Raw genomic sequence first — 11,913 nt, 5'->3', positions numbered from 1 at the left:
TTGTACGGCTTTTTTACCTATGCCACTTACGAACTGACCAACTACGCGCTGATTCGAAATTGGCCGGCCGCTTTGGTTCCGGTCGACATCGCCTGGGGGGTTGTACTGTGCACCATCGTTTCCGCAGGCGGTTATTCGGTTGGCCGGTGGTTGCAAACCTGAACACGCGGTGATGAACCACTCCTTGTCCCTGTGGCAACTTTCGATCAGAGCCGACGATGCGCCCGCGATTTGCCGAACATTGAGATGCGGTTATTGGTGTGCTGTCCGGCAGCGGACTCACAAAGACATCCGCCCATGGTTACCGTCGAAATTCCTACATGATGGAAATATGAAAAAAATCCTGGCCTTGGTGATTGGGCTCATTTTGTTGGGCGCCTGCGGACCCAGGTTGTACTACCCCAGCCTGGACTGGCTGATACCCTGGTATGTGAACGATTACATTTCCCTGGAACCCGACCAAAGCAGCCGGCTCAGAACACAACTCGCTCGACAGCTCGATTGGCACTGCCGAACGCAACTATCGGAGTACGCTGAATTTCTGCTGGATTTGCGCCGGGAGGTTGACCACAGCGGCCGACCGTTAACGGTGGAGCGCCTGGACACTTACAAAATGCGGCTGATCCGGTACTGGAACGTTTTGATACACCAGATCAGTCCCGATATTGCCGACATCATGTCCTCGGCTACGGACGAGCAGGTCGATGAACTCTTCGAGAACCTGGAAACGAAAAACCGCGATATCGAAAACGAGTACGTCGCACCGCCACCACAAAAAATCATCCAAAACCGCCAAAAGCGCATGCAAAAGCGCCTGAATTATTGGTTAGGCGGCTTGACCGAATCCCAGCTCCAGGCGGTTGACGCCTGGAATCTGCAAATCGAGCCCATTGCAGCCGACCGGGTTGCATACCGCCGCAACATTCAGGCCGCCGGGCGGCGCATACTGGAAAACCGAACCAACCCGGATGAACTTGAAGCCGCACTCCGCGGCTTGCTCACAAATGCCGAAGAATTCAGAACCGAAAATTACCAGCGTAAAATTGACGTCAACACGCAACGCACCTTCGAGTTGCTGGCCTATCTGCTGGAAACCCTCACGCCGAACCAGAGAAGCCATCTTTCAAATCGCCTCGAATCCCTGGCGGCGGATTTAGACCAACTCAGCTGCGATCCCGCATCGAAAAAGAATCGAGCTAAGGGTCCACGAGAAAATAAGTTCGCAATTTTGGGCGTTGAGGCGCCCGCCTGGAAAGGCGCGAAAACGCAGGAATATTTTAATATTCAGAGTTTTCGCAACGCGGCCAGACGGGATGCATCGGCGTCCAAAATGTGACGTTATTTTTAGGTGAGCCCCAAGGTCTAAGGGATAGGAACTTGTTTTTTTTAAATTAAATACACGAGAGAGGTGATTGTTTGTCAAGGCCAACGGCAACCCAATATATTGATGACCAACAACACTATGCGAATGCAAAAATAGGGTAATTGGCCTATGGCTCTTTCAAAAGGCCATCCCGGCGTTGGTGGCCGTCAAACAAGTTGTTTTTGCTATAATTTGAGCACAGCGCAACTGGCTGCCCGATTGAGGAGGGTCAGACATTATTGAAGCCAATAATCAACGGGCGGAATTTGCGAAGTGGACTCATCGGTGATGGGGTCATTTCAGAGGATCAACCGCATAGATTTCCTGGATCAAACGTACCCAATTTCGCCTGAATTGCGCGGATGAATATCCAGTGGGCATAACCGTGGCGATTTGATCATCGGCTCGGGCCTTTTTGCGCAACCCCCGCGACTTGTTGGAGTAGTAACCGTAATAGCGGACGGTGTGTTCATATCTTCCCGGTACATGCACCATCAAGTTGGGCCTGCCAATCCACGGCGTCAAATGTATTCTGGCTCTGACCGTTTTTGGAGCTGTAAATTACTTCGGCAATCCCGTCCGATGCGTCTTCTTTGGGAATGTAGACCATGCGTTGCCGAGAGAAACACGCCCGGATGATATATCGGACCAGGTTTTCCAGGCCTTCTTCATCATCGGGCCAAATCGTTGAGCCAAGGTAGACATGAAAACCGGAATGCCGCCAGGAGAGCATGTTTTCGATAATGGCATCGCTGATTTTGCCCTCCTTTTTTAGCATTTTCAAAACTTCATATTGGAAGGCCTCTTCCAGGTCCTGGCCCATGAGTTCGGGTGCAACCTCAAAGCTGTTGCCATCAAGAAAGCATCCATCGGAAACAATGGCATGCAGATGAGGGTTGGAATTTAGAAAATCCCCATAGGTCTGTATGGCAATACTGACCCCGGGAACTGCATTGTTACCGGGCACGGCATGGGCAGGATACGCCCTGATCACCTTAAAAGCGCATTTACTGAGCTTTTCCAACAATTTTCGATCAAACAAAAAAATAGACCCGCAAGCCTTTTGGAATACTGAAAACCCACTGGCGATGGGGGATGCGTTTGAGCACGTCGGAAAGCAGCCATTCCCCGTATTGAACCACTCTTTTTTGATGACAGGAGGGGCAAAAATGGCGCATTTTGCATGAATAGGCGAGTAAATATTCATGTCCGCACTGATCGCAGCGCAACCGCGCAAAACCGACATGCAAATCATCACACTCCTGATAGCGGTAAATCACATCCATCACATACGGCCGCGAGAACCCATACCGCGATGCGTATCGGTTATCCCAGAGGCTTTCCAACTCCTCGAAGTTGTCTTGCACACAACGAAAATAGCCGCCGGTCTGGGGATTGCGGAGCTGATAGGAATCAAAATAAAAATGTTGCGCTGCCTGGTTCGACATGGTCGCTGATCACCCTTGGGGTTGCAGGATGGCATAATGTAAATTTCAATGTAAAGTTTATTGTATATTTTAGGCGCTGCTTCGCGGCGCTTTTTTCGAACAGCCGGTAGCGGCGACCGTCGAGCTGCATGCGGGTGCCTCGCAAAGGTCGGCATCACGCTGCCGCAAAAGGCAGCGCGAGTGGCGTTCAGCGTCAGCGGTCAGCAGCCTTCGGCCGGGGCGACAGTGCCGTTTTCAGCCGCCGAACCGATCAGAATCCGGTCGACAGGCTTGTAGATGGAGCGCGCCAGGGCGGCGCAAACGGTGCGGGCGGCTTCGGCCGCGCCGGGCAGATCGAGCTGGTTGAGGAAAACGCAGCGCGCGGCCTTCAATCCAAGCCCCTTCATCATGCCCTGGGGATGCAGCAGGACGGTGGCGATTGCATCGGGGGTCACCGGCTCCCGGGCCGCAACCCCGGCGAGAGCGCCGAAGCGCTCCGGGCGAAAGACCCAGCGCGGATCCAGCGGCCGGCCCACCGCCGCCATGCCCGCCACGGCGACAACCCAGTCGCTGCAAGCCGGGATGACCGGCTCGTGCGCGGCCGGGGCCTTGAGCGGCCGCCGGGCGGCCCCGTCGGCCTCCACCAGGATCCAGCGAAAAAGCCCGGCAGCGCGGAAGGCATCGACGCTTTCAGGCGGGTACCCGGCGAGTTTGTCACCCTCCGGGATGCAGCCCGCCGCCGCGGTGACATGCCGGCTCCGCCGCAGCCTGTAGGCCAGCACCGGCAGCGCCGCGGACGGTCTGGCAGCGACGATCACGTGCGCGGACTGGGCCGCTTCGGGACGGCAGATCCGGGTGGTGGTGGTGGTCAGCACAGTTTCACCGGCGGCCGCCAGTTCCCTGGCGATGCGGAACATCAGGGTCGTTTTGCCGCCGGCGCCCACCAAGCTGATGACGCCGCCCGCTCGCGGCAAACGGCCGCCGTACAACTCCCCCAGGATCACGACGGCCCCGAAAAAATGGTCGACCCGGGACGCGGGGACCAGACGTTCCCGACGATCAGCCGCAGCAGATTGGGAATCTCCCGCTCGGCGCTGCCGGCACCGTAGCCCACGGCCGTGGGCACCATGGCCGGCAGGGGACCGAAGCCGTCGGCCAGGGTGGTCAGGATGGCGGCCCCGGTGGGGGTCAGGAGCTCGCCGGCCACCCCGCTGCTATAGACCGGAATGCCTCTTACCAGCTCCAGGGTGGCCGGGGCCGGAACGGGCAGCGTGCCGTGGGCGGCGCTCACGGTGCCGCTGCCCAGGTGCAGGGAGGAGCAGAAGACTTTCTGGATCTCCAGCAAATGCAGGCCCGCGACAGCGCCCACGATATCGACGATGGCGTCCAGGGCGCCCACCTCGTGAAAGTGGACCCTTTCCAGAGGGACCCGGTGAACCGCCGCCTCGGCCTGGGCCAGACGCTGGAAAATGGCCAGGCTGCGGTTTTTTACAATATCCTCCAGCCCGCTGGCGGTGATGATTGCGCGAATGTCTTCCAGGCCCCGGTGGGGCTGCCGGCCGGACCGATCGATCCGCACCAGGGCCTGGCTGCCCCCAAGCCCCTGTTTGACCACCGGCCGCATGTCCACGGCCCAGCCCGCCAGCGGCAGCCGGCCCAGCGCGTCACGCAGCCGCTCCAGCACCAGTCCGGCGTCCAGCAGCGCCCCCAGGATCATGTCGCCGCTGGCCCCGGCAAAACAGTCGAAATAGCCAATCTTCATCCGTCGTGATCCCCCACAGTTTCACTTTCCGGCGTTCCGCAAACGGCCAGGCGGTTGATCAGCGCCGCCTGGTAGCCGGCCCCGAAGCCGTTGTCGATATTGACCACCGAAACCCCTGCAGCACAGCTGTTGAGCATCGCCAGCAGGGCGGCCAGCCCGCCGAAGCTGGCACCGTAGCCAATGCTGGTGGGAACCCCGATCACCGGGTAGGGCACAAGCCCCCCCACCACGCTGGTGAGAGCGCCTTCCATGCCCGCCACCACCACCGCCACGTTGGCCCGGCCGAGCTGCTCACATTTATCCAGCAGACGGTGAATTCCGGCTACGCCCACATCGTAGATCCGCGCGACGCGGCTGCCCAGGACTTCGGCGGTCACGGCGGCCTCTTCGGCCACCGGGATATCCGAGGTCCCCGCACACAGCACGGCGATATTCCCGATGGGCGCCAGCGGCCGGGGCTTGACCACCACGATGCGGGCCGTTTCATGGTAGCTGCAGTCCGGCGCAACCTCCCGAACCGCCTCGAACACCTCCCGAGCGGCGCGGGTGGCCAGAATATTGTCGTGGCCAGCGGCCAGGCGGGTCACGATGCCCTGGACCTGGGCAAGAGTTTTGCCCTCGCAGTAAATCACCTCCGAGACGCCCGTGCGGCAGCAGCGGTGGTGATCGATCTTGGCGTAGCCGATATCCTCGAAGGGCAGCTTTTCCAGCTGCACCACGGCGGTCGACAGGTCCACCCGGCCGGCCTGCAGGTCGGCGAGCAGGTTTTTGAGGCGATTTTGGTCCATAAAATCAGTTTCCTTTCCCGTGGCCGGCGGCCGGGGCGCCTTGCATTTGCCCCGCAACTGGTTTATAAGGGTCTCGCTCAACCCGCAACCCGCATGCGAATCCTAAAACTTAAAAACATTCGGTTTTAAATTTTCCACATGGTTGCCCGGCCCCAAGGCCCGGGCTTTTTTGTTGCAACAGTCCGGCTCGCCTCTGGGGAAGGCGCGTCAACTGCTGGCCGCAAAAGGGGCATGGACCGCAAGGGCCAGGCGACCCGGGGGAGATCTCAAACCAAGCGCCGGAGGATTATGACCATCCAATTCAGTGAATTAAACCTGCACCCGCAGCTGGTGCAGGCCGTAACCGAAATGGGCTACAGCGCCCCCACCCCCATCCAGGAGGCCGTCATCCCCGAGCTGCTGGCGGGCTCAGACGTGATCGGCCAGGCCCAGACCGGCACCGGCAAGACCGCCGCCTTCGGCCTGCCGCTGCTGGACGTACTGGCAGCGGGGCTGAAAAACACCCAAAGTCTAGTCCTGACCCCCACCCGCGAACTGGCCATCCAGGTCGCCCAGGCCCTGTGTGATTTCGGACGTCTCCGCGGGGTGCGGGTTTTGGCCGTCTACGGCGGCCAACCCTACGCCGGCCAGATCACCCGGCTCAAAAAAGGGGTCGACGTGGTAGTGGGCACCCCCGGCCGCCTGCTGGACCTGATCCGGCAAAAAACTCTTTATCTGGGCGATGTCAAATGCGTGGTGCTGGACGAGGCCGACGAGATGCTCGGCATGGGGTTTATCGCCGATATCGAAGCAATCCTGGAACAGACCTCCGCCCGGCGCCAGACCGCCCTTTTCTCGGCAACGCTGTCGGATGAGATCCGGAGCCTGGCCGAACGCTATATGCGCCAGCCCCGGTCGGTCACCATCCAGCGCAGGCAGCGCACCGCGGCCACGGTCGCGCAGCGCTACTACCTGGTCAACCCCGAGGACAAACCGGCCGCCCTGACCCGCCTTCTGGAGGTCGAGAAAATCACCCGGGCCCTGATCTTTGCCCGCACCCGCAGCGCCACCGGCGAGTTGGCCAATCAGCTGAGTCTGCAAGGCTTTCCCGCTGAGGCCCTCAACGGCGACCTCTGCCAGGAGGCCCGGGAACAAGTCCTCGCGCGTTTCCGCCGAACCCCCGGTTCAATCCTGGTGGCCACCGATGTGGCCGCCCGCGGGCTGGACATCGAGGACATCTCGCATGTGGTCAACTTCGACCTGCCCCAGGACCCGGAGGCCTACCTGCACCGGGTGGGGCGCACCGCCCGGGCCGGCAAGAGCGGGGTGGCGATTTCGCTTTTGACACCCCGGGAAAAATGGCGCCTGCGTCGGATCGAGGGCTTCACCCGGCAGCCCCTGGCCCCCGCCGTGCTGCCGACCGTGGCCGAAATCGAGGCCAAGCGCCGGGCGGAGCTGCTGGCGAAGATGGCCGTCTGGCTGCGGCGCGGACGCTGCCAGCAGGAAAAGGAAGTGGTCGCGGAGCTTGCCGCAGCCGGCCACGACCCGGCGGAGATCGCGGCCGTGGCACTCAAGCTGGTGCGGACATCGGAAAAACAGCGGCCGGTAGCCCCCATCACCGCGGTCCGGGAGGCGGCACCCCGGGCGGCTCGGCCTGCCGGCAACCCCACCCGTCGACCCGCCAAAACCGCTGCGGTTGCACCCCGGCCCTTGGAGCACCAGGCCTGCGAGCGGGGGATGGTGCGGGTGCGTTTGAAGGTTGGCAAGACCCATGGCATCCGCCCCGGCGACGTGGTGGGTACGATCGCCCACCACGCCGAGATCCCCGGCCGCACCATCGGCGCCATCCGCATCGAAAACGACCACACCCTGGTGGACGTCCCCCGTCAGTTTGTGGCCCAGGTGCTGGCCAAGGCCGGCCGCTACCGGATACGGCGGCAACCCGTGGCGGTGGCCCTGGCCTGATCGGCCCCTTTCGGGGGCAAGGGCAGTGGTCGGGGCGCTCGCACCCCGGCCGCAATCCGAACTCAGCGGGAAAACCGCCGCAGGTAAAACCACGCCTCGCGATAGCGCACCCGCTTCACCAGGCCCCGCTGCAGAAGGTCTTCAAGGGTCGCCGCACTTTTTCCGGCCTTCTCCAGAAAGGCCAGCGCGGCATCCTCCCGCATGGGGTGTACGGCGGTGATGGCCAGCAGTTCGGCCCCGGCCTCGTCGGTGGCGTTGAAATCCTCCCCTTCGAAGGCCACCAGGAGTTCCACGGCGGGGAGATCCGTTTTGAACAGGCGGTAGGCCTGATGCAAGGTCTCCTCGTCGGGCGGCCGGACCCAGTCTTCGGCAGGCGGCCGGGTGGGGACGGCCAGGTAGGCCGTTTGCGGCCCCACCGAGGCCAGGTAGCGGGCGGTGGCCTCCAGGTTATCGCGGTCATCGTTGAGCCCCGCGACCAGCATGGTTTCGGTCACCAGGCGGCCCTGGAAAATCCGGCTGAATGTTCGGATCCCCTCCAGAATCGGCGCCAGCTCCAGCTTGCCGTGGGGTCGGTCGATTTTGCGCCACACCCCGTCCGCCACCGCGTCGACTTTCAGCGAGACCCAGTCGGCTGCGGCCAGGTCGTCATGCACGCTGGGATCGGCCATCAGGGATGCATTGCTGATCACCCCCACCGGGTAGCCCAGGGATTTCAACAGCCCGATGGTCCGCCCCAGGTTGACGTCCAGCGTCGGCTCGCCGTCCGGCACGAAGGTCATGAAATCCAGGCGGCTCTCGGCAGCCGTGAGCCGCTGGACTTTTTCGCGCACCTTTTGGAGAATCAATTCGGGCGCGAAGAAGGGCTGCCGGCGGATCAGCATCCGGGTGGTGCGGCCCACCTGACAGTAGACGCATCCATAGGAGCAGGTTTTGGGCGGAATGTTGTTGATTCCCAGGCTGCGGCCCAGCCGCCGGGAGGGAACCGGTCCGAAGGTCAAGGCAGCGGTGTTCATGACCATCCTTCCCGGGCTGGCAGGCCCTGCAGGGGGTAAGAGACGCACCGGTTTCCAAACTCGGGGCGGACCAGCGCAAAGCATGCTCTTGAAAGGTTCACAGCAGGCCTCTCAGGCCGCAAAGCCGCCGTTGACGCAGATCGTCTGCCCGGTGATCCAGCCGGCCGCATCGCTGACCAGAAGCGCGACCGCAGCGGCGATATCCGCAGCCGCGCCGATCCGGCCGAATGCGGCCATGCCGGCCAGCTGCCGGATCTGCTCCTCGGTCTTGCCCCGGCGGAACAGGTCGGTGTCCACCGGGCCGGGGGAGACGGCGTTGACGCGAATCCCGCGCGGACCGAGCTCCTTGGCCAGTACCCGGGTGATCTGCTCCACCGCCCCCTTGGTGGCGGCATACGGCCCGTAGCCCGGCAGCATCAGCTTGGTCACCGACGATGAGATGTTGACCACCGAGCCACCGTCGGCCAGCCTTTTGGCGGCCTGCTGGCAGGAGAAAAAGAGCCCCTTGACGTTGATGGCGAAAATATCGTCGAATTCCGCCTCCGTCAGGCCGGCCACCTCCCGGTAAAAATTGATGCCGGCATTGTTCACCAGGATGTTCACCCCACCGAAGGTTTCGACGGTGCGGTCAAACAGCCCCTCGATTTCCGCCACCTTGCGGACATCGGCGCAGACGGCGATCGCCCGCCCGCCGGTTTCGCGAATGGCCGCTGCGACTGCCTCGGCCTGGGGCGCCTGGTGCACATAGTTGACCGCCACCGCAGCGCCCAGAGACCCCAGCTTGAGGGCGATCGCCCGCCCGATGCCGCGTGAGGCGCCGGTGACAATCGCCGTTTGGTTTTCGAGTTTAAAGTCCATGGTCCCCTCCCCCACCGGTTTGCGCCGCCCCGGCGCACGGGGTGCAGGCAGCTCCCTCTGACCGGATCCCCAGCGGCCGAAGGCGCCGGCTCCCGCGGCAGCACCGTTTTGCCGGTCCGGATAAAAAATCTCTTTCGACTTTGGTTGAGAAATGCCAGATTGGTTTTATATTAGTTGACTAAAAAAGAAATTTCAGCAAAAAACGGTACCCAAAAACAACCTTACCCCAACCCATGCCCTTGGGCGCAAGCGCGTCCACCCAGGAGGTGAACCATGGATATCAACAGCTGCCTTCCTCAGAAAATGTCCAAGCTGGCCATAGGCATCCTGTTTTTGATTTTTGGTACTGGAACGGCCATTCTCGGAGTTACCGTGCTGCCTATAATCGGCCTGGTGCTGGCGGCCCCGCTGTTTATTATCGGGATCTACTTCGTCCGGACACACCTGAACAAGAAATGTGAGCTGCCTGAATAGCACCGGCAGCACCTTGTGCCCCTGGCGTGACACCGGAAACCGGCCGGTGGGCTGCAAGACGCTGTACCCGATGAGGCGCGCGCCAGCCCCATGCCCCGAGAAAAGTTACTAATATCAAATGGTCACCATCGCAAGCCCCTCCCGAAAAACCCTTTGGCGGCAAATCAGGTGGGGTAACAACGCCAGCCTGATACTCGGGGCGCCTCCGGTGGGCGCCCCGGCCTTTTGAAAACCGCCACTCAAATGATCTCATACCAGTCACACCGGTTCCGGACCCGACCGGTGCCCTGGGCCGGCAGCTGTCCTGGGCTGGGGGTCCCAACCCCCTTCGGGATCAGCGCCAGGTGATGTCCGCGGGGTTTCGCAGCGGCATGCGCGGGTAGGCGAATCTGGGATAGCCGATCATCAGGGCGCCGTAGCTTTGGTGGCCGTCGGGCAAGCCCAGGGCCTCGGTCAGGGGCGGGTGGTGGTTGGCGGCCAGATCGAAATAACCCGCCCAGCAGGCCCCCAGACCGAAGGCCGGGGCAGCCAGCTCGAGGGTCGTGAGGGCGATCAGGCAGCCGGAGAGGGCCGGCGGAAAATTTTTCGCCCCGTAGGCCACGATCAGATGAGGGGAGCTGCGGCAGATGCGGTCGCGGCCGGCCGCCCATTCGGCCGCCAGGCCCCTCAACAGCGGCAGGGGAAAGAAGCGGCCATCATTGGCGGCCACCAGACCCTGCATCCAGGCGATCACAAGCCCGGCCAGACGCGCCACCGTTTCCCGTTCGCGGACCACCAGCCAGCGGACCGGCTGAAGATTCTTGGCGGTGGGGGCGTAACGCGCCAGATCGATCATGCGGGTCAAGAGCACCGGGTCGACCGGCTTGCGCCGATAAACCCGGATGGAGCGCCGCGAGCGGACCAGCTGAACCATCTGGTCGGCCGAAACGGCCAACTCGGGCTTCACTGCAGGCAGATCCTCCGGCGTCATGAAAGGCAGGGACAGGGCCGCCTCGGGGCAGACCGCCACGCAGTGGCCGCAGCGGATGCAGCCCCTGGCGGCGCCGGGGACCCAGGCCGGCAATTCCTCGGGACCCTTCATGGCGATGATGCCGGCCGGGCAGATCTGGACGCAGGTTCCGCAGCGGGTGCAGGTCCGGGGGTCGATGGTGAGGGACATGCTGTCTTTCCTTTCTTGCGGTGCTCTCCGTGGCCGCCCAGGCTGCTTATTTGGGCGCCCCGAAGGGCAGCAGGCGCCCTGCGGCGTCAAAGGTCAGGTGCAGCGGCCGCTGGGCGACAGCCACGCTGCCCAGTGAGCGCAGCTCGGGTAAAAGCGCCGCCGAGGCCCAGAAAGTCTCCAGACTGCGGGTGTTGACGATCCGCACCATGCGCACCTGCTGAGGGTCGGGAACCTTGGAGAGGGCCATTTCGATCACGGCGCGGTCGGTTTCCAGATGAATCGGGATGCGCGCGCTGGTCCAGATGCCGGTGGTGAGGGCGTTGGTGTAGGTTGCCGGGATATCGATCCGATCCACCACCCGCCGGGTGGTCAGGTCGACCATGCCGATCCCCACCGCATTGCCGTGGGACTCCCGGGTGAGATCCAGCACGATCAGGGTGCGATAGTCGGGGATGCGCTCCCCGCCCGCGCGCCGCCAGAAGCCCACCACGTTGGGGTCGATACCGGTGCCGCTGATGTTCTTGCCCATTTCGTCCACCAGCAGAATGTCCAGATCATCCACGGGAATGCGGGGAAGCAGCGCGCGCGCGGTGACCAAGAGCTCGGCATCGGCGGCAATGAAGTCCTCGGGGCGGACCAGGCGCAGGGTGTGGATCTCGTCGCGGGCAGTTTCCACCACGGCGATCCCGCAGAGCACCGGGGCGTGGGTCAGAATGCGCTCCGCGGCCGGCACCAGGGTCCGGGCCAGGCCGTATTTGTGCAGGGTGGCGGCCCCCTGGTCCTTGCCCAGGCCCACCGCCAGCATTTTGCAAAGCCCCGACTCCACCCGGAAGCGAAAGGCCGTGTGGGGCTTGACCCGGTTGAGCAGCACGAGGTGGTCGGCGGCCAGAGCATCGCGCGCGCAAAAGATCTCGGCGCCGGTGGGCAGCCGGCCCAGGGAGTCCACCGCCATGCTGGAGAGAACCGGCGCGCCCGCGGAGGCTTCGTCCACCCCCAGCTCGCGCAGCAGGGCCGCCTGACCCTCGGCTGTCGCGCGCCCGTGGGACCCCATCGCCGGGATGATGAAGGGCACGAGCCCCAGCCGGCGCAGACATGCCACCACGACGGCCACAAGCTCGGGCAGCC

Annotated in this window: 13 protein-coding genes; 4 read left to right on the top strand and 9 right to left on the bottom strand. The window is 62.8% G+C overall.

The window, feature by feature from the left end:
- Both LJE63_02960 and LJE63_02955 read left to right on the top strand, forming a co-directional pair.
- A complete protein-coding gene (locus tag LJE63_02960) occupies positions 1 to 162 on the top strand; it encodes a DUF2177 family protein (protein ID MCG6905560.1) in 162 nt (53 codons plus the stop codon).
- Positions 163 to 331: 169 nt separating this feature from the next.
- Positions 332 to 1,336, top strand: coding sequence for a DUF6279 family lipoprotein (locus tag LJE63_02955; protein ID MCG6905559.1), 1,005 nt, complete (start codon positions 332 to 334; stop codon positions 1,334 to 1,336).
- 496 nt (positions 1,337 to 1,832) lie between these two features.
- Here the strand turns inward: LJE63_02955 and LJE63_02950 are convergent, their stop codons facing one another.
- The 5 genes from LJE63_02950 to larB form a co-directional block, all read right to left on the bottom strand.
- Positions 1,833 to 2,387 (bottom strand): transposase, encoded by a 555-nt coding sequence (locus tag LJE63_02950; GenBank protein MCG6905558.1) that lies wholly within the window; start codon positions 2,385 to 2,387, stop codon positions 1,833 to 1,835.
- A 10-nt stretch (positions 2,388 to 2,397) separates the two neighbouring features.
- Entirely contained in the window at positions 2,398 to 2,811 is a 414-nt protein-coding gene (locus tag LJE63_02945) for a transposase zinc-binding domain-containing protein (GenBank protein ID MCG6905557.1), read from the bottom strand.
- A 200-nt stretch (positions 2,812 to 3,011) separates the two neighbouring features.
- Complete coding sequence (gene yqeC, locus LJE63_02940) at positions 3,012 to 3,764, bottom strand: putative selenium-dependent hydroxylase accessory protein YqeC (GenBank protein MCG6905556.1); 753 nt, start codon at positions 3,762 to 3,764, stop codon at positions 3,012 to 3,014.
- 26 nt (positions 3,765 to 3,790) lie between these two features.
- Complete coding sequence (gene larC / locus LJE63_02935; GenBank protein MCG6905555.1) at positions 3,791 to 4,552, bottom strand: nickel pincer cofactor biosynthesis protein LarC; 762 nt, start codon at positions 4,550 to 4,552, stop codon at positions 3,791 to 3,793.
- Positions 4,549 to 5,340 carry a nickel pincer cofactor biosynthesis protein LarB gene (gene larB, locus LJE63_02930; protein MCG6905554.1) on the bottom strand — a complete coding sequence of 264 codons (792 nt, stop codon included), beginning with the start codon at positions 5,338 to 5,340 and terminating at the stop codon, positions 4,549 to 4,551. Before larB ends, larC begins: the two co-directional genes overlap by 4 nt.
- A 288-nt stretch (positions 5,341 to 5,628) precedes the next feature.
- On the opposite strand from larB, the gene LJE63_02925 reads away from it, so the two are divergent.
- A complete protein-coding gene (locus LJE63_02925; GenBank protein ID MCG6905553.1) occupies positions 5,629 to 7,284 on the top strand; it encodes a DEAD/DEAH box helicase in 1,656 nt (551 codons plus the stop codon).
- A 62-nt stretch (positions 7,285 to 7,346) separates the two neighbouring features.
- On the opposite strand, the gene LJE63_02920 is transcribed toward LJE63_02925, so the two are convergent.
- Both LJE63_02920 and LJE63_02915 read right to left on the bottom strand, forming a co-directional pair.
- Positions 7,347 to 8,297: a radical SAM protein gene (locus tag LJE63_02920; protein MCG6905552.1), complete on the bottom strand. Its 951-nt coding sequence runs from the start codon at positions 8,295 to 8,297 to the stop codon at positions 7,347 to 7,349.
- 111 nt (positions 8,298 to 8,408) lie between these two features.
- Complete coding sequence (locus LJE63_02915; GenBank protein ID MCG6905551.1) at positions 8,409 to 9,155, bottom strand: glucose 1-dehydrogenase; 747 nt, start codon at positions 9,153 to 9,155, stop codon at positions 8,409 to 8,411.
- A 273-nt stretch (positions 9,156 to 9,428) separates the two neighbouring features.
- On the opposite strand from LJE63_02915, the gene LJE63_02910 reads away from it, so the two are divergent.
- On the top strand, positions 9,429 to 9,629 hold the full coding sequence (locus LJE63_02910) for a hypothetical protein (GenBank protein MCG6905550.1): 201 nt from the start codon (positions 9,429 to 9,431) through the stop codon (positions 9,627 to 9,629).
- Positions 9,630 to 9,963: 334 nt separating this feature from the next.
- Here LJE63_02910 and LJE63_02905 read toward each other — a convergent pair whose 3' ends face one another.
- Positions 9,964 to 10,788 carry a nitroreductase family protein gene (locus LJE63_02905; protein MCG6905549.1) on the bottom strand — a complete coding sequence of 275 codons (825 nt, stop codon included), beginning with the start codon at positions 10,786 to 10,788 and terminating at the stop codon, positions 9,964 to 9,966.
- A 46-nt stretch (positions 10,789 to 10,834) separates the two neighbouring features.
- Positions 10,835 to 11,913: lactate racemase domain-containing protein (locus LJE63_02900; GenBank protein ID MCG6905548.1), on the bottom strand; the 1,079-nt coding region annotated here is incomplete at its 5' end.

It is taken from the genome of Desulfobacteraceae bacterium, from assembly GCA_022340425.1.
Classification (GTDB): Bacteria; Desulfobacterota; Desulfobacteria; order Desulfobacterales; family JAABRJ01; genus JAABRJ01.
This window is presented reverse-complemented; position numbering and strand designations above follow the sequence as displayed.

Bases quoted from the DNA above. Each gene is read 5' to 3' on its own strand.
- LJE63_02955 (MCG6905559.1), top strand. From the start codon at position 332: ATGAAAAAAATCCTGGCCTTGGTGATTGGGCTCATTTTGTTGGGCGCC.
- LJE63_02945 (MCG6905557.1), bottom strand. From the start codon at position 2,811: ATGTCGAACCAGGCAGCGCAACATTTTTATTTTGATTCCTATCAGCTC.
- larC (MCG6905555.1), bottom strand. From the start codon at position 4,552: ATGAAGATTGGCTATTTCGACTGTTTTGCCGGGGCCAGCGGCGACATG.
- larB (MCG6905554.1), bottom strand. From the start codon at position 5,340: ATGGACCAAAATCGCCTCAAAAACCTGCTCGCCGACCTGCAGGCCGGC.
- LJE63_02925 (MCG6905553.1), top strand. From the start codon at position 5,629: ATGACCATCCAATTCAGTGAATTAAACCTGCACCCGCAGCTGGTGCAG.
- LJE63_02920 (MCG6905552.1), bottom strand. From the start codon at position 8,297: ATGAACACCGCTGCCTTGACCTTCGGACCGGTTCCCTCCCGGCGGCTG.
- LJE63_02915 (MCG6905551.1), bottom strand. From the start codon at position 9,155: ATGGACTTTAAACTCGAAAACCAAACGGCGATTGTCACCGGCGCCTCA.
- LJE63_02910 (MCG6905550.1), top strand. From the start codon at position 9,429: ATGGATATCAACAGCTGCCTTCCTCAGAAAATGTCCAAGCTGGCCATA.
- LJE63_02905 (MCG6905549.1), bottom strand. From the start codon at position 10,788: ATGTCCCTCACCATCGACCCCCGGACCTGCACCCGCTGCGGAACCTGC.